This is a genomic window from Streptococcus sp. FSL R7-0212 (assembly GCF_038007985.1).
In the GTDB taxonomy this organism is placed as follows: domain Bacteria; phylum Bacillota; class Bacilli; order Lactobacillales; family Streptococcaceae; genus Streptococcus; species Streptococcus parauberis.
The window spans coordinates 567,103-590,887 of sequence record NZ_JBBOYF010000001.1; the positions used below are offsets into that span (position 1 = coordinate 567,103).

Here is a 23,785-nt window from a genome sequence, read left to right on the forward strand (position 1 = left end):
ACCGTAAAAGCTTTTTTTATTTTGTAATATGACCTTCTTTAACAACAAGTTTACCATTTTTATAAACATGATGGATGAGATTTGTGGCAAAGAAGTAGAATGGATAATCAATATTATTGGCATTAAAGATCGCAATATCAGCTATTTTGCCTTCGTCAAAACTTCCGATTGTTTCTTGTCTATTTACAGAATAAGCAGCATTAATGGTAACTGAATTTAGAACTTCAATTGGCGTGAGTCGCATCATAAAGCAGCCTAATTGCATAACGAATTGTAAATTGGCAGTTGGACAAGAACCAGGATTACTATCTGTTGATAAAGTGATAGCCATTCCTGCATCAATCATTTTTTTAGCAGGTGCATAAGTATCTTCCATTAAGCTAAAGGTAGTAGCTGGTAAAAGATTTCCAATGACTTTTGCTTTTGCCATCTTTTCGATTCCTTGATCAGTCGCCATCATTAAGTGTTCTGCTGAAACTGCTTCAAGCTCAGCAGCAACATCAACACCGCCAATTGATTCAATTTCATCAGCATGGATACGCAATTTAAAGCCAAGTTCTTTTGCTTTGGACAGTAAATAACGAGATTCATCAGCCGTAAATACACCTTTTTCACAGAAGATATCACAGAATTCAGCTAAGTTTTCATCTTTAACTTTAGGAAGCATCTCATTAATAATATGATCTAAATAATCTTTTGAATGCCCTTTGTACTCAGTTGGAATCGCATGGGCTGCCATAAAGGTTGAAACCAAGTCTATTTGATGGTCAGCATTTAATTGTTTAACAACTTGTAATTGACGTTCTTCAGTTTCCCAGTTTAAACCATAGCCACTTTTTGCTTCGACAGTAGTAGTTCCATGTAATAACATGTAGTCTAATAATTGAGCCGATTTTTGATAGAGATTATCAAAGTCAGCTTCTCGGGTTGCTTTAACCGTACTTAGGATCCCTCCGCCTTGGGCAAGAATTTCTAAGTAAGAGACGCCATTCAATTTTTTGGAAAATTCATGTTCACGACTTCCACCATAAACTAAATGAGTATGGCAATCAATTAAACCTGGTGTGGCAATTTTCCCTTCATATGATTTAACTTTAGTCGCTGGACCAATTAAATCTGAATCTGGCTGTCCTGAGCCAACAGCTAATATTTTCCCATCTTTGATAGCAATATAGCCATCGTCTAATATTTGAGCATTTTTCATTTGATCACCATATAATGGATGCCCCATATCTTGAGGGCAAAAGACTTGATCAAAATGAACTAACAGTAAATCAGCAGACATATTTTATTCTCCTTTTACTCTATTATTTATCTATCATCTAAATAGTAGTTGGAAACCGTCTAATTTTTGTCAAAAAAATAGAAAAATAAAAAAATTAAGTTATTTGTTAAAATATCTCAAAAAGTGACATTTCGTCGACGATAGTATTTTACACTACAAGTGAAAATAAAACATCAAAGAGATGAAAAAAATAAGGAGGTTTTTCTATGACAACTTATAGTGAAGCTGAAATTGCTGCTGCTATGACTGTAAAACTGGATGATGTATTGCCAGAAAAAACAGTATTTGAAGAAGGTATCCGTCGTGCTCCTGACAGAGGGTTCCGTTTAACTCAGGAACAAACTGAAACAGCACTGAAAAATGCCTTACGTTATGTCCCTAAAAAATTCCATGAAGAAGTTATTCCAGAATTTCTTGAAGAATTAAAAACTCGAGGTCGTATCTATGCATACAGATGGCGTCCAAATGAAAGAATCCATGGCAAACCAATTGATGAGTATAAAGGAAATTGCACAGCTGCCAAAGCGATGCAAGTAATGATTGATAATAACCTTTCTTTTGAAATTGCATTATACCCATATGAATTAGTAACTTATGGTGAAACTGGTTCAGTTTGTGCCAACTGGTTACAATACAATTTGATAAAAAAATATCTTGAAGTAATGACTGATCAACAAACACTTGTTGTCGAATCAGGTCACCCATTAGGATTATTCAAATCTAAACCAGAAGCTCCTCGTGTTATTATTACTAATGGTTTACTTGTTGGTGAATATGATAATATGAAAGATTGGGAAATTGCTGAAGAAATGGGTGTTACCAATTACGGTCAAATGACAGCAGGTGGATGGATGTACATTGGCCCTCAAGGGATTGTCCATGGCACATTTAATACATTACTAAATGCTGGTCGCCTAAAATTAGGGGTTCCAGATGATGGTGATTTGACTGGTAAATTGTTTATTTCTTCAGGTCTAGGTGGTATGAGTGGTGCACAAGGTAAAGCTGCTGAAATTGCTAAAGCAGTCGCAATTATTGCGGAAGTAGACGCTTCACGTATCGAAACTCGTCATTCACAGGGTTGGGTCAGCCAAATCGCAGAAAGTCCTGAGGAAGCTATGCAATTGGCCCAAAAAGCCCAAGAAGCAAAAGAAACAACTTCAATTGCTTTTCACGGTAACATTGTTGACTTGCTAGAATATATCAATAAAGAGCATATCCATGTTGACTTGTTATCAGATCAAACTTCTTGTCATAATGTCTATGATGGTGGTTACTGCCCTGCAGGTATTACATTTGATGAAAGGACGAAACTTTTAGCTGAAGATAAAGATAAATTCATTGAAAAGGTTAATGAAACATTGGGTCGTCATTTCAATGCTATCAAAGAATTAACAAGTAATGGTACTTACTTCTTTGACTATGGTAATGCCTTCATGAAATCTGTTTTTGATTCTGGTGTTATGGAGATTTCTAAGAATGGCCGTGATGATAAAGACGGCTTCATTTGGCCATCATATGTTGAAGATATCATGGGCCCAATGTTATTTGACTATGGTTATGGTCCATTCCGTTGGTGCTGCTTGAGTGGTAAACATGAAGACTTAGTTGCCACTGACCATGCTGCTATGGAAGCAATTAATCCTGACCGTCGTTACCAAGACCGTGATAATTACAACTGGATTCGCGATGCTGAAAAGAACCAATTAGTTGTTGGAACACAAGCACGTATTCTTTATCAAGATTGTATGGGTCGTGTTAATATTGCTCTTAAATTTAATGAATTGGTACGTGAAGGTAAAATTGGTCCAGTTATGATTGGTCGTGACCACCATGACGTATCTGGTACTGATTCGCCATTCCGTGAAACATCTAATATCAAAGATGGCTCAAATATTTGTGCTGATATGGCTGTCCAATGTTATGCTGGTAATGCTGCGCGTGGTATGAGTCTCGTAGCTCTCCACAATGGTGGTGGTACTGGTATTGGTAAAGCTATAAACGGTGGTTTTGGACTTGTCTTGGATGGTAGTGAACGGATTGACGAAATTATTAAATCTGCCATTGCTTGGGACACTATGGGTGGTGTTGCAAGACGTAACTGGGCACGAAATGATCATGCCATTGAAACAGCAATTGAATACAATCGTCTGCATGAAGGTACAGATCATATTACCATTCCATATCTAACTGACGAAGATTTAATTAAAGATTCAGTAGCAAAATTATTTAAATTGTAATCTATAAGAGAACCTAGTAAAATGTTAATTAGTTGCTGGGTTCTCAAATAGATATTTATTTACGTCTAAATGTAAGCGGTACCAAATTTACTGCTTAATAAGTGCAATAACTTTGACTAGAGGAGGAAAAAATGTCAAAAATTGTTGAATGTATTCCTAACTTTTCAGAAGGTCGTAATCAGGATGTCATTGATGGTCTTGTGAAAACAGCAAAAAGCGTAGCTGGAGTAACCCTGTTAGATTATTCATCAGATGCCAGTCACAACCGTAGTGTATTTACTTTAGTTGGTGATGAAGAATCAATCCAAGAAGTAGCTTTCCGATTGATAAAATTTGCCAGTAAAAATATTGACATGACAAAACATCAAGGTGAACATCCTCGAATGGGTGCAACTGATGTGTGTCCTTTTGTTCCAATTAAAGAAATTACGACTGAAGAATGTGTAGAAATTTCTAAAAAAGTTGCGCAACGAGTAAATAGTGAACTCAATATTCCAATTTTCCTATATGAAGAATCAGCGAGCCGACCAGAACGTCAAAATTTAGCTAAAGTTCGTAAAGGTCAATTCGAAGGTATGCCTGAAAAATTATTGGAAGAAGACTGGGCACCAGACTTTGGTGAACGCAAAATCCATCCTACAGCAGGGGTAACAGCTATTGGTGCTCGTATGCCATTAGTCGCATTTAACGTAAACCTAGATACAGACAATGTAGATGTTGCAAAAAACATTGCTAAGATTATTCGTGGATCATCAGGCGGCTACAAATACTGTAAAGGTATTGGATTAATGCTTGAAGACCGTAATATTGCACAAGTTTCAATGAACATGGTTAACTTTGAAAAATGTTCACTCTATCGTACATTCGAAACCATCAAATTTGAAGCACGTCGCTATGGTGTAAATGTCATTGGTTCTGAAATTATTGGCTTAGCACCTGCTAAAGCGCTTGTTGATGTTGCAGAATATTATCTCCAAGTCGAAGACTTTGATTATCACAAACAAGTACTAGAAAACCACCTATTAGGGTAATGAGGTTATTATCATGAAATTAGTCGATTTATCTCTCTTTGAATTTGCCCAGGTATTGGGATCAGATGCGCCAGCTCCTGGAGGAGGGTCTGCGGCTGCTTTGTCAGCAGCAAATGGTATTTCTTTAACCAAAATGGTTTGTGAATTAACACTTGGTAAGAAAAAATATGCTGATGAGGAAGCATTGATCAAAACAGTGCATGAAGCAAGTAGTCAATTACAAATGGACCTCTTAGCAGCTATTGATAAAGATACAGAAGCTTTCAACCTTGTATCTGCAGTATTTGATATGCCAAAAGAAACTGATAATGATAAATTAGCTCGCAGACAGGCAATGCAAAATGCCTTGAAGGAAGCTACAAAATCACCTTTTAGCATGATGGAACAAATGCTTGAAGCTATTAAAGTTACAGAAAAAGCTGTTGGTCATACAAACACTAATGCTGCAAGCGATTTAGGTGTTGCGGCATTGAATTTAAAAGCTGGTTTACAAGGAGCGTGGTTAAATGTTCTGATTAACCTAGCTGGGATAAAGGATACTGAGTTTGTAGATAGTTATGAAACTAGAGGGCAAAGTATCTTGGAAGAAGGCTGTCAACTAGCCGATAAGATTTATACAGAGGTATTACATAGTTTATAAAAGGAGAAAAAATGGTGCTATCAGATATTGAAATTGCAAATTCAGTTGAAATGAGTCCGATTACTGATGTGGCCCGATCAATTGGTATTGAAGAGGATGCCTTAACCCTCTATGGAAAATATAAGGCTAAAATTGATGCCAGACAATTAGCTACATTGAAAGAGAAAAAAGATGGTAAGTTAATTTTAGTGACAGCAATCTCACCAACACCTGCTGGTGAAGGTAAAACAACAACTTCGGTTGGTTTGGTAGATGCCTTATCACATATTGGGAAAAAGGCTGTAATTGCACTTAGGGAACCTTCTTTAGGGCCAGTCTTTGGTGTCAAAGGTGGTGCTGCTGGGGGAGGTCATGCTCAAGTCGTTCCAATGGAAGACATTAACTTACACTTTACAGGTGATTTTCATGCTATCGGAATTGCAAATAACCTGTTAGCTGCCTTAATTGATAATCATATTCACCATGGGAATACATTAGGAATTGATTCACGTCGTATCACTTGGAAACGGGTTGTCGACATGAACGATCGCCAACTTCGCCATATTGTTAATGGACTTCAAGGAAAAGTTAATGGTGTTCCTAGAGAAGATGGCTACGATATCACAGTTGCTTCTGAAATTATGGCTATTCTATGTTTGTCAGAATCAATTTCAGATTTGAAAGAAGGCTTAGGCAAAATTATTATTGGTTACAACTTCCAAGGTGATCCCGTTACTGCACATGATTTAAAAGCAGAAGGTGCAATGGCAGCTCTTCTAAAAGAAGCTATTCATCCAAATATTGTTCAGACGCTTGAACATACACCTGCTTTAATTCATGGTGGACCATTTGCAAATATTGCACATGGCTGTAACAGTGTTTTAGCAACGAAATTAGCCCTCAAATATGCAGATTATGCAGTTACTGAAGCTGGATTTGGAGCTGACTTAGGTGCTGAAAAATTTATTGATATTAAATGTCGTCTCTCTGGTATTAGACCATCAGCGGTTGTCTTAGTTGCTACAATTCGTGCATTAAAAATGCATGGTGGTATAGCAAAAGCTGATTTAGGTACTGAAAATGTCCAAGCAGTCTTGGATGGTCTCCCAAATTTAGATAAACATTTAGAAAATATTCAGGAAGTCTATGGTTTACCAGTTGTTGTAGCAATTAATAAGTTCCCATTTGATACTGACGCTGAATTAAATGCCGTTTATGATGCTTGCGAAAAACGTAATGTCGATGTTGTTATTTCAGACGTTTGGGCAAATGGCGGAGCAGGTGGCGCTGAGTTAGCTGAAAAGGTTGTTGCATTAGCAGAAGAAGAAAATAATTTCTCATTTGTCTATGATGAAACTGACAGCATTGAAACAAAATTAACTAAAATTGTTACGAAAGTTTATGGTGGTAAAGGAATTTCATTAACACCAGCAGCTAAACGAGAAATGAATGATTTGGAAAGATTAGGTTTTGGAAATTTTCCAATCTGCATGGCAAAAACACAATATTCATTCTCAGATGATGCTAAAAAACTAGGTGCACCAAAAGACTTTACAGTTAAAATATCTAATCTGAAAGTTTCAGCAGGAGCTGGATTTATCGTTGCACTTACTGGTGCAGTTATGACTATGCCAGGTCTTCCGAAAGTACCTGCAAGTGAAAAAATTGATATTGATGATGAGGGCAATATCACTGGATTATTCTAGAGAATAATAATATGATACAAATTAAAATTCTAAGTGAAGCTGATTTCCATAACTCAATCTGGTCAGGGGGGAAAACGAAACAATTGTTTATCTTTCCTGAAACTGGTGATTATCAAAGTCGACAATTTGATTACCGCTTATCAACTGCAACTGTTGAATTAGCGCAATCTGAATTCTCTGATTTGACTGGATATCATCGATTAATTATGAGCTTAGATAAGTCAATCATACTTTCACTTAAAGATAAGCAAGTGGAAAAACCGTTACAAGCTTTCGAAAGTTATTCTTTTGAAGGAAAGGAAAAAATAATTAGTAGAGGGGAATGCACAGACTTTAATTTAATATATAATAATAATTATGTCGGCCAGATGATGGCTATCGCCCGCAATAATGATCCAATTTGTGACAATAATCCTATTCAATTCATTTATGCACTAAATGACCTCCATTTTCAAATTGAAAATATCTGTGAAGGGATATTACAAGTAAATCATTTATTAATTATAGAAACAAATTCAACAAATCACCCAATTAAGATATGTTTATCTCCCTATCATGAAATTGGCAAAATGATAGCGGTTTGGGCGGGGTTATCAGACAGAGACGGATTAAGTTTGCATGATTAAAGGATCTTTAAGGAGGAGCAATATTATGGATTCAAATAAACTTAGCGCGCAAGAACGGGAAGACGCAAAATTCTCACTTAGTGGAGCAACCTTGTATGGTATTAATGCAGTTATTGGTTCTGGGATTTTCTTACTTCCACAAAGTATTTATAAAGGCTTAGGACCTGCTTCAATTTTAGTAATGGCAGGGACAGCCGTATTGACAATAATGCTTGCAGTTTGTTTTGCAGAAGTTTCAGGCTATTTTGGAAAAAATGGCGGAGCCTTCCAATATTCAAAACGCGCCTTTGGTGATTTTATTGGCTTTAACGTAGGTATACTTGGCTGGGCAGTAACCATATTTGCTTGGGCTGCCATGGCTGCTGGTTTTGCAAAAATGTTCATTATTACCTTCCCTGCTTTTGAAGGAATGAATGTACCACTTAGTATTGGTTTAGTTATTCTTCTTTCATTAATGAATATTGCAGGTTTGAAAACATCAAAAGTTTTAACCATTACAGCAACTATTGCAAAATTAATTCCAATTGTTGCCTTTGCAGTTTGTACTCTCTTCTTCTTTAAAAATGGTATTGGTCACTTTACCCCATTTGTTCAATTAGAAGATGGACAAAGTTTGATGAGTGCCGTTTCAGGTACAGCTGTATATATTTTCTATGGTTTCATTGGATTTGAAACACTTTCAATTGTTGCTGGTGAAATGCGTAACCCAGAAAAAAATGTACCACGCGCTATCTTAAGCTCAATCTCAATTGTATCAATTCTTTACATGCTTATCATCGGTGGAACAATTGCCATGTTAGGTGGTGGTATCATGGATACAAATGCACCAGTACAAGATGCCTTTGTTAAAATGATTGGCCCTGCAGGAGCATGGATGGTTTCAATTGGTGCCCTTATTTCAATCACTGGTTTGAATATGGGTGAATCAATCATGGTTCCACGTTACGGTGCAGCTATTGCAAATGAAGGATTATTACCAGCAGGTATCACTAAAGAAAATAAAAATGCAGCTCCAGTTGTTGCCATTACAATTTCAAGTGGTATTGCAATTGCTCTCTTATTGTCAGGATCTTTTGAAACATTAGCTACACTTTCTGTAGTATTCCGTTTCTTCCAATACATTCCAACTGCCTTAGCTGTTAATAAAATGCGTAAACTTGAACCAAATGCTGATGTTACATTCCGCATTCCATTTGGTCCGGTAATTCCAATTGTTGCAGTTGTAATTAGTTTATTAATGATTATTGGTGATAACCCAATGAACGTTGTTTATGGTATTATTGGTGTCATTATTTCAAGTACTATTTACTACTTCATGCATGGTCGTAAACAAGCTACAGATACTCCAAAAACAACACATTAATTAGAATAGATAGAGGATATAAAATGACAAAAATTTTGAATTTAGATGGGAATAGTTTAACATTAGAAGATGTGATAGCAGTTGCTCGTGAAGGTCAGCAATGTCAAATTGATGAGAACGCAAAAAAAGAAGTAACTGAATCACGTAAAATAGTTGATAATATAGTGAGAGAAAAACGTGTCGTTTATGGGATTAATACTGGTTTTGGTTCTCTATGTAACGTTTCTATCTCACCTGAAGACACAACTCAATTGCAAGAAAACTTAATTAGAACTCACTCATCAGGTTTTGGTGACCCATTACCAGAAGATGCAGTTCGTGCCATCATGCTAATCCGTATTAACTCTTTAGTTAAAGGATTCTCAGGTATTCGTCTTTCTACAGTTGAAAAATTACTTGAACTCTTAAACAAAGGTGTTCACCCATATATTCCTGAAAAAGGTTCCCTTGGAGCTTCTGGTGACTTGGCTCCCCTTGCTCACATGGTATTACCAATCTTAGGTTTGGGTAAAGCTTACTATAAAGGTGAACTATTACCTGGTAAAGAAGCATTGAAAAAAGCAGGAATTGAACCAATCAAACTTGCTGCTAAAGAAGGCCTTGCTCTTATCAATGGTACAACTGTATTAACTGCAATTGGTGCTTTAGCAACTTATGATGCTATTCAATTATTAAAACTTTCAGATATTGCTGGCGCACTTTCTCTAGAAGTCCACAATGGTATTAACAGTCCATTCGAAGAAAGATTGCATATCATTCGCCCTCAAAGCGGACAATTGGCTACAGCTCGTAATATCCGTAATCTAATTGAAGGCAGTAAAAATATATCTGAAGCTACGCAGGATCACGTACAAGACCCATATACATTGCGTTGTATTCCACAAATTCATGGTGCAAGTAAAGACTCAATTGCCTATGTCAAAGAAAAAGTGGAAATTGAAATTAACTCCGTTACTGATAACCCAATCATCTGTAAAGATGGACATGTTATTTCGGGAGGTAACTTCCATGGAGAACCTATGGCACAACCATTTGACTTCTTAGGAATAGCTATTTCAGAAATTGGAAATGTATCAGAACGTCGTGTTGAACGTCTTGTAAATACAAACTTAAGTAAATTACCATCATTCTTAGTTAAACACCCAGGTCTAAATTCAGGATTTATGATTACACAATATGCTTGTGCAGCATTAGCTTCTGAAAATAAAGTTTTGGCACATCCTGCAAGTGTGGATTCAATTCCATCTTGTGAAAACCAAGAAGACTTTGTAAGTATGGGTACTATTGCAGCTCGTAAAGCTGGTGAAATTCTTAAGAATTCACGTCGTATTGTGGCTACAGAAATTATGGCTGCCTGCCAAGCCTTAGACCTTAAACCAGATAATGGAAAATTAGGTAAAGGTACTCAACCAGCATATGATGTATTCCGTAAAACTCTTAAATTTATTGAATTTGATAAAGATATTGAAATCTATGACGAATTGAATAAAGCATCTGAAGTCATTGAAAGTAAAGAATTCTTAGCAGCAGTAGAAAAAGCTGTTGACTTAACAATTCAATACTAACGACAATTACATCTGTAAAAGTCTATTTAATTTGTCATTAAATAGCTTATCCTTAAGTTAGGAAGAGTTTTTGCCAAACTCTTCCTTTTCTTATAATTATCAATAATAAACTCACTGATTAACAAATAACTATTGATATTGATTAATATGACCCTTATAATAGATGGTAGAATTAATAGTCTAAGGAGGAAGAAATGTTAAGCCATTATTTCCCAACAAGTTACTCATATTATAGACCTGGGATTGAAGATACAGATTTATATAACGCTAAGTGGGGAATGCTCATGTCATTCCTTGATTTAAATAATCTGGACTTGGTCCCTGCACAAGGAATTGCCTTTGGAATCATTGGATTTAAAAGTGATAAAGGTGTCTATATCAATAATGGACGGGTTGGGGCCGGGGAAGGTCCAATTGCCATTCGGTCACAGTTAGCTAAGTTACCTTGGCACTTTGGTAATTCGGTTCGTTTATATGATTGTGGTGATATTGATGCACCGAACCATTCATTAGAGGATATGCAAATGGCGCTTGCGGCAGCTGTGAAACGAATGAGGGAATTACAGATTGTCCCCATCGTTTTAGGCGGAGGTCATGGAACTGCCTTTGGCCATTATTTAGGACTAAAAGAGTCAATGGACCCTCTGGAGGAGTTGGCTGTCATTAATATGGATGCTCATTTTGATCTTCGACCTTATGAGCATACTGGCCCAAATTCAGGTACAGGATTTAGACAAATGTTTGATTATACTTTGAGTAATCATCAGATTTTCCCCTATATGGTGCTTGGTATTCAAGAGCATAATAATAATCTTTTTCTTTTTGATTTTGTTGCCAAATCAAAAGCTATCCAATTTTTAACAGGCCAAGATATGTACATGATGGGTTACCAAGATGTTTGTCTGGCAGTTGATGATTTTTTGAAAGATAAAGAACATATCTATTTAACCATAGACATGGACTGCTTTAATGCTGGTCATGCCCCTGGGGTTAGTGCGATTCAATCCTTAGGTGTAGACCCTCAATTAGCTCTGATTGTCTTGCAACACATAGCGGCAAGTGGTAAATTGATTGGTTTTGACCTAGTCGAAGTTTCTCCTCCGCATGATATCGATAACCATACAGCTAATTTAGCAGCAACTTTTATTTTTTACATTACCCAGATTCTTGCACAGAATCATCAAATCATTAAAAGTATAAAATAATAACCTAATAAGTAGAAGGAGTTTAAGTACTCTAATTCTACTTATCAGGTTTTTTACTTAGTTATGATGATTTTTTGGTTAAGGGAATCTAGTTCTTTGATTAATTGACAGTCTCGATATGGATTGAGATGTGTCTTTGCAGTCGAATAATAATATTGGAAATCATGTGGCAAAAGAGACTGAAGGGTGTCATCACAAATGATTTTCAGTTGTAGTTTGTAAGCAATAATTGCAAATAAATAATTAATATAGCCCTTATCTCGAGGATTTGAATAGCGTGAAATCAAACAATCTTGTTTATTAATGACATTAATTAAAGACTGATAATCACCTTTAGCACAATTAATTAGAGTGGAATAAACTTCTAATTGTGTTTCTTTCCAAGGAAAACTCAATGATTTTAGTGCTTCCTTGGATTGAATAAAGATTCGGTCAGCATTTTCAAAATCCTGTTTGTAATAATAGGAAATTCCTAAACCAATATAGAATGAGATAATAGATGGCTCATTTAAATTATTTTGTGACAATGTGATTGCTTTTTGTTGATAGGCCATGGCTTGATCGGGATTACCTTGCATTTGCTTAATTTCTGCCAAATAGTCTAGCGCAGCAGCAATTTGAATGGCATATTTACTTTGGAGACTAGCTGTCAAACTGAAGCAATTAATTGATTCTTTTATCTGGTGAATAGCGTCGTCAATTCTTCCAACCATCAGATAGTAGAGGCCATGCAATCTAAGATTGATCGCGATAGCTTCATGGTTATTTGCCTCTACCGATGCATCAAGTGCTAAATCAGTATAATACTTCATTTCGGGGATATTTTCTACTTGGATACAGTAGTAAATCAATTGGCGATATCCTTCAAGTAAGTAGTCTGTGTGGTGCCACTCATTAGCGAAAGCAATTACTCTTTGGATATTGGCAATTCCTTGTTGATACTGACCGACTCGAATCATGTAGCAACCTTCTAAATAGAGGAACTTAATCATCGACTCTTGGAAATCTTTGATTTTCTCATAACGTAATCTTAGTTCTTCTATTTGTTTACGAATCAGATTAAATTGATTTTGGATGAGCTGATGTTTCTCATTCCAAGAAGGACTGATTTGCTCATTGGTTTGGGTGTAAATTGGAAACAGTTCATGGTGGAATTGTAAGGTAGATTCTAGATAATTCAATTGAAAAGCTAAGGCTTTAATTGGTTGTTTGGCACATTTATAATGATAAGAAATCTCATTAAAGAGGTGACTGGGATCATGATGTTGGTGGATACTATTTTCTAAACTCTGAGCAATTTGCGCGTGCATCATTCTGCGTTTAGCAATTGTTAAGTGATCATAGCAGTAAATGGCAAATAGTGACTGATGGAAACGACAATTGACTTCTTGTTCACTATAGGTTTCCTCAAGAATTTGTTGATGGCATAAGTCTTCAACTATATCTAAACAATCTTGGTAAGGTAGAGTAAGTAATTCTGACAAAAGTGTCAATGGAGCAGACATTTGGAAACAAGCGAGGTAATTTAATAGCTCCGCTCCTTGGCTATTGACCTGTTCTAATTTAATAGAAAATTTTGCTTCCATTGCAGGGGTTAAGGCTTGGAATTTATAGCCTTGCAATTGCTGCGCACAGTATTCTGAAAGGAAAAATGGGTTACCTTGACTAAGAGTGAGAATTTTTTGAAAATCTTGGTCCCCTAAATTCAAATGGTCTAGGTTTTGGTGAAGATAAGCTAAACTTTCCTTCTCTGATAAGGGATTTAATTTAAGTTGATCCAATTGTTTTCTATAGACCAATTGATTGATAAACACGTCCAATTCTCTTGAAGAATCAATATGTTTCGTCAAGACGAAAGCAACAGGTAAATTCTTGATATGATTGATAATGTTTTGGAGTAAGTTGATTCCGTCAGCGTCCATAAAATGGATATCTTCAATTAGGATAACAGTTGCTTTTCGTTCAGCGATTCCTTTAATCAAATCAATTATAAAAGTAACTAATTCTGATTGATTTATTAAGACACTTTTATTAGAAAGTAGGGATGGAAAGAAATCCTGGATACGATTTTTCCATTCACTTATCGTCATTAGTTGGTGTTGGATAACTAAATCTCCTAAACCATCAGTTATTTCTTGCCAGAGACGTAGTGAATTTTGACGATCCTCCCGGAAACATTCAGAGGTAACAATTTGAAATTCTTTAGTTTGATTTGAAAGGACTTGTCGAGTAACCGTTCTTTTTCCAATGCCGGTGCCACCAACTAAGAGCATTGTTCGAGGTTGAGAACTTTCAAGGATCTTATCGAAATAATTTTCGAGCGCCTTGATTTCATTTATTCGTCCATAAAATTGATTAGTTGTTTTGAGAAACTGGGTAACTTTTCTTTTGTTTCGGTTTTTAGCAACAACTTCTTCATAGATTTGTTGACTAGTTTCACTGGGTGCTATTCCTAGTTCCTTATCTAATAAATTGACCATTTTATAATAGATCTCAATCACTTTTCCGAAACGATGGTGGTGTTGATAAAGACGCATTAATAATTGGTAATTTTTCTCTTCATATTCATCAATTGCTATTAAATGAAAGATTGTCTCTTCAACCTCTTCAAAAGGAGCAGTCGTCAACATCTGTTCAATTTTTTGATAAGAATATTTGATAAACATCTGTTCACAATGAGAACGCATTTTGGTTAACCAAAGGTCGAAGGTTTCATTCGATTTTAAGTAGAAACCTTGTAAGAAATCCCCCTTATATAAATCAAGATGATGTTTTGGGTTTGTTAAAAACTCAGTAACATCAGATTCAACAGTTAAGTCGGGGTTGAAAGCTAGGATTGAACGACTAGGACAGATAATAAAATCGTCTCCCAAAATTTTATTAACTTGATAAATTGTATTACGCAGATTTTTTTTAGCAGTTTGATTATCTTTATCTTCCCAAAGGATTCCTGCAATTTGGTCACGATTAACATTGCCGTTAATCACCATATAATAGAGCAAGGCATTAATTTTAGAGAAGGAAAAAAATATTTCTTTTTGATCAAGAAGAATAGAAGGGTTGCCTAATAAATTAAGTGTTAGTACTGACATAGTGTAAACGCCTCCATTCAAAATATACTACCAATATATACTAAATGGTTAGATAAATCAAGGTTCCATTAAAATTGGATTAACAAAAAAAAGCTAGTCTCATTAGACTAGCTCCATTGTTATTTCATTGTTGGGAATAGTAGAACATCGCGGATAGTAGTAGTGTTTGTTAACAACATACATAATCTGTCAATCCCAATTCCAAGACCACCAGTCGGTGGCATACCATATTCAAGTGCTTCAACGAAGTCATAGTCAATACCAGTTGCTTCATCGTCACCAAGCTCTTTAGCTTGAGCTTGGGCTTCGAAACGAGAAAGTTGATCAATTGGATCATTCAACTCCGTGAATGCATTAGCATACTCTTTAGTCATAATAAATAACTCAAAGCGGTCTGTGAAACGACCATCTTCAGGGTTTTTCTTAGCTAAAGGAGAAACTTCAACTGGATGTCCAAAGACAAAGGTAGGTTGAATTAATGTTTCTTCAACAAATTCCTCAAAGAAAGCATTGATAATATGACCAACACTTGTAAAGTGTTTTTCAAGTGGGACATGTTTTTCTTTGGCAAGAGCTAATGCATCTTCAATAGACATTTCTGGCCAAAAATCAATTCCAGTAACTTCTTTAATGGCATCAACCATATGAACACGTTTGAAAGGTTGATTAATTAAGATTTCATTTCCTTGATAGTCAATTGGTCCATCACCTTTAACAGCATTTGCTGCATGTTGGATGATTCCTTCAGTCAAGTTCATGATGTCTTGGTAATCAGCATAGGCTTGATAAACTTCAATTGTAGTGAATTCAGGGTTATGTGTAGCATCCATACCTTCATTACGGAAGATACGACCTATTTCATAAACGCGTTCCATACCACCAACAATTAAGCGTTTCAAGTGAAGCTCTGTTGCAATACGAAGAACCATATCAATGTTTTGTGCATTGTGATGAGTGACAAATGGACGAGCGGCAGCACCACCAGCTTCATTGTGAAGTACAGGTGTTTCAACTTCTAAGAAATCCATACCATCCAAGTAACGACGGATTTCTGAAATCATTTTTGAACGTGTAACAAAACGATCAAAACTTTCGCGATTCGAAATTAAATCCAAGTGACGTTTACGATAGATTGTTTCAATATCTGTTAAACCGTGGAATTTCTCAGGTAAAGGACGAAGTGATTTAGACAAATGAGTTAATTTTGTTGCTTTGATAGACAACTCACCCATATCAGTTCGCATAACTTCACCTTCAACACCAATAAAATCACCTAAATCGGCTTTTTTAAAGATATCATAGTTTTCTTCACCAACAGCATCTTTACGGACGTAAAGTTGGATTTGACCTTCACGGTCTTGTAAGTGGGCAAAGCCTACTTTTCCTTTGCCACGTTTTGTCATAAGACGACCTGCAACGATGGCAGTTTCATTTAAATCATGTAATTCTTCTTTAGATTTGTCAGCGTATTTTTCTTTTAATTGTGCTGAATTGGCAGTGCGTTCGAAACGCTTACCGAATGGATCAATTCCTTGTTCAGCTAAAGCCGTCATTTTTTCACGACGGACAATCTGTTGATCATTTAATTCTTCGATGTGTTCGTTAGACATGGTTTCCTCCAATAAGTTTTCCCTCCTATTGTAACACAAATGCATTCAGAATACACTCACTTTCACCATAAAAATAGTCGTGAAAAGCTACCATTATAATGGAAAGCTATTTGATTATAGGTCATGAAAATAGTATAATGAGACCTATATTACAAAATACAGAAAAGAGACCCATGATTACAGCAATTGTTTTTGATGTTGACGACACTATCTATGACCAACAAGCGCCATATTGTCAGGCTATGGAAAAGTGTTTCCCAAATTTTGATATGTCAGTTATTAATCAAGCTTATATTCGTTTTAGACATTACTCAGATATTGGTTTTCCTCGTGTAATGGCTGGTGAATGGACAACTGAGTACTTTAGGTTTTGGCGTTGTAAAGAAACTCTCCTTGAATTTGGTTACAAGGAAATCAGTCAAACTGAAGGAGAACATTTTCAAGCTGTTTATGAAGATGAACTGGAAAATATTACAATGCTTGAAGAAATGCGAATGACTTTAGATTTCTTAAAATCTAAAGGTGTTCCGATGGGAATTATCACTAATGGTCCAACTGAGCATCAATTGAAAAAAGTGAAAAAGTTAGGTTTGTATGACTATGTTGATCAAAAACGGGTCATTGTTAGTCAAGCTACTGGTTTTCAAAAACCCGAAAAGGAAATTTTTAATTTAGCAGCAGAACAATTTGATATGAATCCATCGACTACTTTATATGTCGGAGATTCTTATGATAATGACATTATGGGCGCCTTTAATGGTGGTTGGCATTCTATGTGGTTCAACCATCGTGGCAGAAAATTAAAGACAGGAACAAAACCTGTCTTTGACGTTGCTATCGACAACTTTGAACAACTCTTTGGCGCAGTTAAAGTCCTATTTGACTTACCTGATAACAAATTCATTTTTGACGTCAATGATAAGAAAAATCCAATTCTCGAATTAGGTTTAAACAATGGATTAATGATGGCAGCAGAGCGATTACTTGAAAGTAATATGAGTATTGATAAAGTTGTTATTTTATTAAGACTAGACAAACAGCAAGAAAAAATCTTGCGCATGAAATATGTTAAATAAAAAAAGATTGAAGAAAAGTCTTCAATCTTTTTTAATGAATTTTATCATCTAAGTAAGGTTTATCATTCCATAATAAACAATTAAAGTTTTTATTATCATCAGTTTCTAGAATAGTCAGGCTAGCATTATCTAGTCCACCTTGAGCTCTTAATAAAGCCGGTTCAAATCCAAGCAGTGAACGTATTGAAGCTGTCAAATTTGCTCCATGTCCAACTAATAAGACATGCTGGTAATCTTTTTCTTCAAAGCTTTGAATCAGTTTTTTAACTCTGAAAGTCGTTTGATAAATTGATTCAGCTTCAAATTGACTAGCATTAAATTTGGCTAAATTATTACTGAAAGCTTCCATCTGACGAGGATAAATAGCAGTCATCGTAGCAATTTTTGTCCCTTCTAATTTACCTAGTTTCCATTCACGTAGAGATTTGGTATAGATAATAGGACATTCTTGATTAGCATTTTCTAATAATAACTCTGTTGTCTGCTTTGCTCGATTTAAATCACTAGAATAAATAGCATCAAAATCGACACTTGCAAGGATTTGACCTAGAGCTTTGATTTCTTCATATGACTCTTCCAATAATGGCGAATCACCAGATGCACCTTGAAATCGTCCTTCTAGATTCCACTCAGTTTTTCCATGTCTCACAAAATATAACTTCATAAACTTCAACTAACTCCTAATTCAAAATAAACTTAGCCCCAAAAGGAAATAGGCTTAATTTTGCTAATTTCAAAGATTGAACGGCAAATGGGATACCAATTATACTAATACATAATAAAATGGCAGAGGTTAAGTGAACAGCAGCTAATTGCCAGCCGAAACAAATAATCCAAATCAGATTTAATAATAAACTAGTTCCAGATTGGCCAATTTCAATATCTTTCCCAAAGGGAAACAAGCCAAAATTAGCAATTTTAAAGCATTGTATTCCGACAGGTAAGCCAACAATGGTGATTGAAAATAGTAGACCGATGAAAGTCCATGACAACCAAGCCCATAGACCAGAACAAAGAAACCAGATAATATTTCCTAGAAATTTCATTTTTACTCCTTAATATCAGCGAAGTGACCGTCAACAAAATCAGCCAATTGTTGACTATCCACTTGAATAGACCGGCCCAGCTCTCCAGCAGAAACGATTAAGCTTCCTTTATCAAGTGCGGACTGGTCGAAAAAAATAGGGTAAGAATGTTTTTGATGGATACCAACAGGATTGTTAGCTCCATGAATGTAACCAGTTGTCTTTTGAAGATCTTTTTGTGGAATCATTGAAACCTTTTTGTTTCCAGAAATCTTGGCTAATTTTTTCTCAGACAAATGATTTGTAATAGACAAAATGCCAATAATTGGCCCAGTTTTATCACCAACTAAGGCTAAGGTTTTGAAAACATCAGCTTTCTCAATCCCATCAGGTAACTCCCCTTTTAGGGCATTAATTGCTAAGCTTTGGTAGCTGATTTTCGCTTTATCTAAAATTTGTTCAACTAAGGTTTTTTTGAGTTTTGCCTTTTTTGCCATAGGACCTTCCTTTAAGACCAATAAAAAAACGGTATAATATATTATTATACCATTTTTTATGATTGGCGTTAAGACCTAATCCCTTGGTGCAAAGAATTGACTTTGGGTTGGGATTAAAATAACAATCGCAATAACGACTACGATTAATGTTAGTAAACTAGCAGTGCCATTTACTGTGAAAGAATACCAAACAGCGGAAGTTCCTGCTGGTGCATATGAACCCCAGAAGATAACGCCTGCTAGGAAGTGCCAGAAATAGCGAAGAACTACAGCAGTAGTTGCTGCAAGACAAGCAACGGTCATAGAACCCATCTTGTTTTTGGCAATAATCAAATCTTTTAATTGATTTGAGAAGAAACCAGCCACACCCATTGACATGAAGGCCAAAATGTATTCAATAAATACTTGGCTTAAACTGAGATAATAAACTTTTCCAAGGACGAAGTGAAGGAGTCCCCATATTAGACCTGCAAGGACACCATATTTTAGGCCACGACGAAGTGAAAACAAGACTACAGGAATAGCACCATAAGAAGGACTAAACCAACTGAAAAAATCTGGAATAAAAGATAAAGCCATAGCTAATGCTGCGAAAATTGCTGCTTCCACTAAATAGCGGAGATTTGTGTTCTTAGACATAAAAAAGCTCCTTTTATTCACAAAAAGAGCCTTGATAATTACATTATCACGGTCACAATCCCTACGCTTGTATTAACAAGATCAGGTCTTTAGGATTTCGTCTTAACGATCTCAGCCAAAGCACTCCTTTGTGAAAATTTATTATTTTTAATCATTATAATATGTTCGAGTTAGACTTGTCAAGTTTGTGACTTTAGATATAGAAAAAGACCGAAAGGTCTTTATTTTTTACCAAATAATTTTTCATAAGTAGATTTTGTATCTTTATTAACAGCTATTTGATTTAAGTCTAATGGATTATCAAATCCCGGAAGATATCCTTGTGATGTATATTGGTGGAGATCGTAATCCAGCTTTGTATCAGGAGCTGCTTCATAATAACCAGAGTCACTCCCATAGGTAGGAATCCAAACTGCATCAAATCCTTCAGTAGATATTTCTTGTTCCGCCATAAAATATGTACCAATGTAAAGACCAACATTCTCAGCACCAAGTCTTTCCAATTCCTGACGGAAAGCTTTCACACCTTTGTTCATATCCTTCATTGTTACTTCCTCTACATCAATCCAGTAGAAAGTAGGATTATATGGGGAGGCATTTTTATAAAATGCTTTAGCTTCAGCTCGCATTTCTTTTGTGCTTGACCCTAAGGCGTAACTGTATACGGCAACAGGGATTTTTCGTTTCTTGAATTCGTTAATGTGTGTTTTAAAAGATTTATCAATACCAGTGGTATAAGCTGCATTGTTTTTTGAGGTTATTTGAGATCCCCCAAAAACACGCACAATAGCACCTGAAATATTTTCGGATAAGGTATCATAATCGATTTCACTTGGCAATTGCCAGCCCGACACATCAACAATGGGATTCAAGATTAATTCTTCATTGTCTATTGTGCTTTCTGTCTTTTTATCTGTTTTGCTAGTAACTATTGGAATATTTGATTGTGCAATACTTAATTCCTTTTCTTTCGTCTTGTCTGAATGATTTTTTCCAATAATTAAAAGAAATGCAATAAAGATAAAGAAGACTAGCACAACGATAGGCTTTATTCTTCTTCTCATTAGTCATATTGTACCCTAAAGCAAAAAAATAATCAAAATTTCCTAACTAATTTCTTATATTATCTTACTTTATAATCAATTATGTTCAAAACTAAACCCAATTACTGTCATGAAAGCCTTATTTAAAAATTTAAATCGATAATCAAATAGTTTGAAATTATAATAAATTATTCGTAATATACAGTATGAAACTATGTTAATGAGAAAATATGAGGAATTTTATAACCTGCCATTAATTTTATTCTTACATCTTATCATTCTATTTTGAATTGGACTAGTCAAGTTCCTTAAAATCTGTCATAATAGAGTAAAACTGATAGAAAGAAAAATGATGACCAGTAAACAAATCACTAGGATTGCCCTATTTTCAGCCCTTGCTTTTGTATTGCGAATGGCTTTTAGCCAACTGCCTAATATTCAACCAGTGACTGCTTTATTTTTAGTCTTTGCCATATTCTTTGGTTTTTATGAGTCACTATTAATCATGGTTATTACAATCTTTTTAACGTCATTCTTACTGGGGTTTGGTCCCTGGGTTTTTTGGCAAATGACAATATACATGATATTGATTAGCCTGTGGCATTTTATTATCTACCCACTTGCTAGAAAATGGCATAAAAAAGGATTACTGATTCAAGCTACCTTAGCCGCCTTTTTAGCTTTGGCATATGGTGTCATGATTGATTCATGTTTTGCTTATCTTTATAGCATGCCATATTGGTCTTATGTTTTGATTGGTATGCCTTTTGATATTGCGCATGCTGTTTCAACTTTTTTATTCTATCTGATTATTATTACTATTTTTAGGAGATTACTTCATGACAAGAAAATATAAGAGCCTCTTCCTTATTCTTTTTTCCTTATTTTTAGTTGCTTGTAGTCAGCAGAGCGATTCACCAAAGCAAGTTAAAAAAGAATATTATCTAACATTAATTGTAAAAGAAGATACTGATACAATTAGTGAAAAAGTTACCTTCAAAAAAGGTGATACTATTATGGATGTTTTGAAAGCTAATTATAAAGTAAAAGAAAAATCTGGTTTCATCACTGCCATTGATGGATTTGAACAAGATCCCAAAACTAAAACTTATTGGTTCTTTAAAGTTAATAAAAAGTTAGCAACCAAAGCAGCAGATAAAATCAAGGCTCATGATGGCGATCGAGTGGAGTTTTATCAAGAAAAAATGAAATAAAAAATGTCTGAGACAAATGTCCCAGACTCTTTTTTATAATTGATTGCTATAGGCAATGACTTGATCAACCGTATCACTTAAGAATTGAATAGTATCACGAAGTGGTTTATCAGTTGAGATATCTGCATGAATTAGCAGTGCGGTTTCAAGTGGTGTTAAGCTACCACCAGATTTCAAGAACCTTAGCCATTCTTGAGCGCCGTTTTCATTATTTTTTAGATTAAGATAGCCAGCAGTTGAGATTACCATCCCTGCAGAATAAGTGTAGCTATATAAGCCCATGTAATAGTGAGCTTGTCGCATCCAAGTTAATGCGGCATAGTCGTCAATTTCAATGGCATCTCCCCAGAATTCACTAAGAACTTCCTTCATCATCGCATTTAATTGTTCCGCACCAAAGGTGCCACCATTTTCAATTAAAGTATAAACTTTTCTTTGGAAAGCTGCTTCAAGTAAATGCGTAATGAAGTTATGGAAATAAGTATCAGTTAAACGGTGAGCTAAAGCAAAACGTTTTTGACGCGGATCTTCAAAAGCATGTTCTAAATAGTCACTCAATAAAAGCTCGTTGAAAGTTGAAGGAGCTTCAACATAATAAGTTGACATATGTGTATTGAAGAAGCTTTGATTGTTATCTGAGAAAATAAATTGACCAGAATGACCAATTTCATGGATTAGAGTATAAACATCGGACATACGACCAGTCCAACTCATTAAAACGTAAGGATGTACCTTATATGGATCTGCAGCGTAGCCACCTGAATCTTTGTTTGCATTAGCAGCAAAGTCAACCCAACGTTCAGCTTGATAACGTTCAACCTCTTTTTGGTACTCAGTTCCTAATGGGGCAACTGATTTCATCACTAAATCATAGGCATCATCAATGGAAACTTGAGGGTTAAGTTCATTATCAATATCTAATTTCCAATCAGCAAAGGTCATCTTGTCAAGACCATTAACTTGGGCAACGTGTTTCAAGAATTTTTGAGCAACAGGACCAAAGTCAGACATGATTAAATCAATTTGACGATCAAACATTGAACGTTCAACTTCTTGCTCAGCTAATAAATAGTCAAAAACAGAAGGATAGCCTTTCATATCTGCGATCAATTTTTCAGATTTAACCTTAGCTAAGTATGCAGCGGCTGCGGCATTTTGATGTTTTGCTAAACCTTTAGAAAAAGATTCGTAAGATTTGGCACGGATGTCGTGATTTTCATGATTTTGATAGAAGTTTTCATAAGTGACAAATGAATTTTTGTAAATTTTGCCATCTACTTCAAAATCATCCATTTCAAAGTCACCAGCACGCATCTTGGTATAGATATCATAAGGCGCATTAAGAACCTCACGTAAATTAGTTAATGCCTTTTCAACATCTGGACTGAGTAGAAATTGCTTTTGAACTTTTGCTTGACGAATAGTTGCACTGTAGTATGTGTTCGCTTCTAATTGGTCAAGCACTTGTTCATCAGCATTTGCAAGGGCAGTCTCAAAGAAAGAAAGTTCCACACTTGCTTTGGTCATAAAATCATCACCCGATTGCGCAATTTGAGCAAATTCTTCACTTGAAAAATCAGTTGTCTGTGGCATGAAGGCATAAGTAGAGATATGACTCATTTGGATATAAATTTGCTCAATCTCCATTAAAGCTCTGTTAAAATCCTCATAAGTTTCGAGGTGCCCATCAAAATCAAGCTTAAATTGTTTAACGTCTTCTAAAGCTTTTTCGATAGCTAAAAGAAAGTCTTGTCTGTCTTTATAAAGAGCAGTAAGATCCCAGAGTTCATTTTCTGGAAATAGGCTACGGTTTTTTAATTCCATTTTGGTCTCCTTTGTTTACTATTACTATAAGTATAGCAAAATTAAGATTTATATGATATAGGTACTAGAACAAACGATGATTGAAAATTATTGGATTTTTTTTGTAAAAAACAAACATTATTTTA

Annotated in this window: 20 protein-coding genes and 1 riboswitch; of the genes, 11 read left to right on the forward strand and 9 right to left on the reverse strand. The window is 35.4% G+C overall.

What is annotated here, in order from left to right; all coding sequences use genetic code 11:
- Positions 1–16 precede the first annotated feature (16 nt).
- Positions 17–1,285 carry an imidazolonepropionase gene (gene hutI, locus MKY69_RS03100; protein WP_003106379.1) on the reverse strand — a complete coding sequence of 423 codons (1,269 nt, stop codon included), beginning with the start codon at positions 1,283–1,285 and terminating at the stop codon, positions 17–19.
- A 206-nt stretch (positions 1,286–1,491) separates the two neighbouring features.
- Between hutI and MKY69_RS03105 the strand changes: the two genes are divergently transcribed.
- The 8 genes from MKY69_RS03105 (at position 1,492) to hutG (ending at position 11,640) form a co-directional block, all read left to right on the forward strand.
- Positions 1,492–3,525, forward strand: a complete 2,034-nt coding sequence (locus MKY69_RS03105) for a urocanate hydratase (RefSeq protein ID WP_062806899.1) — start codon at positions 1,492–1,494, stop codon at positions 3,523–3,525.
- Between the two features lie 131 nt (positions 3,526–3,656).
- Entirely contained in the window at positions 3,657–4,556 is a 900-nt protein-coding gene (gene ftcD, locus MKY69_RS03110; protein WP_004234586.1) for a glutamate formimidoyltransferase, read from the forward strand.
- Between the two features lie 13 nt (positions 4,557–4,569).
- On the forward strand, positions 4,570–5,196 hold the full coding sequence (locus MKY69_RS03115) for a cyclodeaminase/cyclohydrolase family protein (protein WP_062806900.1): 627 nt from the start codon (positions 4,570–4,572) through the stop codon (positions 5,194–5,196).
- Positions 5,197–5,207: 11 nt separating this feature from the next.
- Positions 5,208–6,881, forward strand: coding sequence for a formate--tetrahydrofolate ligase (locus MKY69_RS03120; protein ID WP_340790950.1), 1,674 nt, complete (start codon positions 5,208–5,210; stop codon positions 6,879–6,881).
- Positions 6,882–6,892: 11 nt separating this feature from the next.
- On the forward strand, positions 6,893–7,507 hold the full coding sequence (locus MKY69_RS03125) for a HutD family protein (RefSeq protein ID WP_340790951.1): 615 nt from the start codon (positions 6,893–6,895) through the stop codon (positions 7,505–7,507).
- Between the two features lie 25 nt (positions 7,508–7,532).
- On the forward strand, positions 7,533–8,870 hold the full coding sequence (locus tag MKY69_RS03130; RefSeq protein ID WP_340790952.1) for an APC family permease: 1,338 nt from the start codon (positions 7,533–7,535) through the stop codon (positions 8,868–8,870).
- Positions 8,871–8,893: 23 nt separating this feature from the next.
- Positions 8,894–10,435: a histidine ammonia-lyase gene (gene hutH / locus MKY69_RS03135; RefSeq protein WP_003106385.1), complete on the forward strand. Its 1,542-nt coding sequence runs from the start codon at positions 8,894–8,896 to the stop codon at positions 10,433–10,435.
- Positions 10,436–10,629: 194 nt separating this feature from the next.
- Positions 10,630–11,640, forward strand: coding sequence for a formimidoylglutamase (hutG, locus tag MKY69_RS03140; protein ID WP_062806902.1), 1,011 nt, complete (start codon positions 10,630–10,632; stop codon positions 11,638–11,640).
- 53 nt (positions 11,641–11,693) lie between these two features.
- Here the strand turns inward: hutG and MKY69_RS03145 are convergent, their stop codons facing one another.
- Positions 11,694–14,732: an AAA family ATPase gene (locus tag MKY69_RS03145; RefSeq protein WP_003104042.1), complete on the reverse strand. Its 3,039-nt coding sequence runs from the start codon at positions 14,730–14,732 to the stop codon at positions 11,694–11,696.
- A 119-nt stretch (positions 14,733–14,851) separates the two neighbouring features.
- Positions 14,852–16,342, reverse strand: a complete 1,491-nt coding sequence (lysS, locus tag MKY69_RS03150; RefSeq protein WP_037619813.1) for a lysine--tRNA ligase — start codon at positions 16,340–16,342, stop codon at positions 14,852–14,854.
- A gap of 173 nt (positions 16,343–16,515) precedes the next feature.
- On the opposite strand from lysS, the gene MKY69_RS03155 reads away from it, so the two are divergent.
- The gene (locus MKY69_RS03155) at positions 16,516–17,418 is read left to right on the forward strand and encodes an HAD family hydrolase (protein WP_003102444.1); all 903 of its coding nucleotides are present in this window, start codon (positions 16,516–16,518) and stop codon (positions 17,416–17,418) included.
- A gap of 31 nt (positions 17,419–17,449) precedes the next feature.
- Here MKY69_RS03155 and MKY69_RS03160 read toward each other — a convergent pair whose 3' ends face one another.
- From MKY69_RS03160 to MKY69_RS03180, 5 genes are all read right to left on the reverse strand, one after another.
- Positions 17,450–18,082: a histidine phosphatase family protein gene (locus MKY69_RS03160; protein WP_004234552.1), complete on the reverse strand. Its 633-nt coding sequence runs from the start codon at positions 18,080–18,082 to the stop codon at positions 17,450–17,452.
- Between the two features lie 16 nt (positions 18,083–18,098).
- Positions 18,099–18,464: a YccF domain-containing protein gene (locus MKY69_RS03165; RefSeq protein ID WP_003104382.1), complete on the reverse strand. Its 366-nt coding sequence runs from the start codon at positions 18,462–18,464 to the stop codon at positions 18,099–18,101.
- A 2-nt stretch (positions 18,465–18,466) separates the two neighbouring features.
- Positions 18,467–18,940, reverse strand: a complete 474-nt coding sequence (locus tag MKY69_RS03170; RefSeq protein ID WP_003106393.1) for an aminoacyl-tRNA deacylase — start codon at positions 18,938–18,940, stop codon at positions 18,467–18,469.
- Positions 18,941–19,015: 75 nt separating this feature from the next.
- Entirely contained in the window at positions 19,016–19,579 is a 564-nt protein-coding gene (gene thiT / locus MKY69_RS03175) for an energy-coupled thiamine transporter ThiT (RefSeq protein ID WP_003106395.1), read from the reverse strand.
- Positions 19,580–19,620: 41 nt separating this feature from the next.
- A riboswitch (TPP riboswitch) is annotated at positions 19,621–19,717 on the reverse strand.
- Positions 19,718–19,800: 83 nt separating this feature from the next.
- Positions 19,801–20,643: a glycoside hydrolase family 25 protein gene (locus MKY69_RS03180; RefSeq protein WP_340790953.1), complete on the reverse strand. Its 843-nt coding sequence runs from the start codon at positions 20,641–20,643 to the stop codon at positions 19,801–19,803.
- Positions 20,644–20,974: 331 nt separating this feature from the next.
- Here MKY69_RS03180 and MKY69_RS03185 point away from each other — a divergent pair, with 331 nt between their 5' ends.
- Both MKY69_RS03185 and MKY69_RS03190 read left to right on the forward strand, forming a co-directional pair.
- Positions 20,975–21,478 carry an ECF transporter S component gene (locus MKY69_RS03185; protein WP_003106399.1) on the forward strand — a complete coding sequence of 168 codons (504 nt, stop codon included), beginning with the start codon at positions 20,975–20,977 and terminating at the stop codon, positions 21,476–21,478.
- Positions 21,462–21,836, forward strand: a complete 375-nt coding sequence (locus MKY69_RS03190; RefSeq protein WP_003105997.1) for a DUF4430 domain-containing protein — start codon at positions 21,462–21,464, stop codon at positions 21,834–21,836. Before MKY69_RS03185 ends, MKY69_RS03190 begins: the two co-directional genes overlap by 17 nt.
- Positions 21,837–21,869: 33 nt before the next feature.
- Here the strand turns inward: MKY69_RS03190 and pepF are convergent, their stop codons facing one another.
- Positions 21,870–23,660 (reverse strand): oligoendopeptidase F, encoded by a 1,791-nt coding sequence (gene pepF / locus MKY69_RS03195; RefSeq protein WP_003105575.1) that lies wholly within the window; start codon positions 23,658–23,660, stop codon positions 21,870–21,872.
- Between the last annotated feature and the right edge of the window lie 125 nt (positions 23,661–23,785).

Bases quoted from the DNA above. Each gene is read 5' to 3' on its own strand.
- MKY69_RS03105 (WP_062806899.1), top strand. From the start codon at position 1,492: ATGACAACTTATAGTGAAGCTGAAATTGCTGCTGCTATGACTGTAAAA.
- MKY69_RS03155 (WP_003102444.1), top strand. From the start codon at position 16,516: ATGATTACAGCAATTGTTTTTGATGTTGACGACACTATCTATGACCAA.
- hutH (WP_003106385.1), top strand. From the start codon at position 8,894: ATGACAAAAATTTTGAATTTAGATGGGAATAGTTTAACATTAGAAGAT.
- MKY69_RS03125 (WP_340790951.1), top strand. From the start codon at position 6,893: ATGATACAAATTAAAATTCTAAGTGAAGCTGATTTCCATAACTCAATC.
- MKY69_RS03115 (WP_062806900.1), top strand. From the start codon at position 4,570: ATGAAATTAGTCGATTTATCTCTCTTTGAATTTGCCCAGGTATTGGGA.
- MKY69_RS03120 (WP_340790950.1), top strand. From the start codon at position 5,208: ATGGTGCTATCAGATATTGAAATTGCAAATTCAGTTGAAATGAGTCCG.
- MKY69_RS03185 (WP_003106399.1), top strand. From the start codon at position 20,975: ATGACCAGTAAACAAATCACTAGGATTGCCCTATTTTCAGCCCTTGCT.
- lysS (WP_037619813.1), bottom strand. From the start codon at position 16,342: ATGTCTAACGAACACATCGAAGAATTAAATGATCAACAGATTGTCCGT.
- thiT (WP_003106395.1), bottom strand. From the start codon at position 19,579: ATGTCTAAGAACACAAATCTCCGCTATTTAGTGGAAGCAGCAATTTTC.
- ftcD (WP_004234586.1), top strand. From the start codon at position 3,657: ATGTCAAAAATTGTTGAATGTATTCCTAACTTTTCAGAAGGTCGTAAT.
- MKY69_RS03170 (WP_003106393.1), bottom strand. From the start codon at position 18,940: ATGGCAAAAAAGGCAAAACTCAAAAAAACCTTAGTTGAACAAATTTTA.
- MKY69_RS03190 (WP_003105997.1), top strand. From the start codon at position 21,462: ATGACAAGAAAATATAAGAGCCTCTTCCTTATTCTTTTTTCCTTATTT.
- MKY69_RS03130 (WP_340790952.1), top strand. From the start codon at position 7,533: ATGGATTCAAATAAACTTAGCGCGCAAGAACGGGAAGACGCAAAATTC.
- pepF (WP_003105575.1), bottom strand. From the start codon at position 23,660: ATGGAATTAAAAAACCGTAGCCTATTTCCAGAAAATGAACTCTGGGAT.
- MKY69_RS03180 (WP_340790953.1), bottom strand. From the start codon at position 20,643: ATGAGAAGAAGAATAAAGCCTATCGTTGTGCTAGTCTTCTTTATCTTT.
- hutG (WP_062806902.1), top strand. From the start codon at position 10,630: ATGTTAAGCCATTATTTCCCAACAAGTTACTCATATTATAGACCTGGG.
- MKY69_RS03145 (WP_003104042.1), bottom strand. From the start codon at position 14,732: ATGTCAGTACTAACACTTAATTTATTAGGCAACCCTTCTATTCTTCTT.
- MKY69_RS03165 (WP_003104382.1), bottom strand. From the start codon at position 18,464: ATGAAATTTCTAGGAAATATTATCTGGTTTCTTTGTTCTGGTCTATGG.
- MKY69_RS03160 (WP_004234552.1), bottom strand. From the start codon at position 18,082: ATGAAGTTATATTTTGTGAGACATGGAAAAACTGAGTGGAATCTAGAA.
- hutI (WP_003106379.1), bottom strand. From the start codon at position 1,285: ATGTCTGCTGATTTACTGTTAGTTCATTTTGATCAAGTCTTTTGCCCT.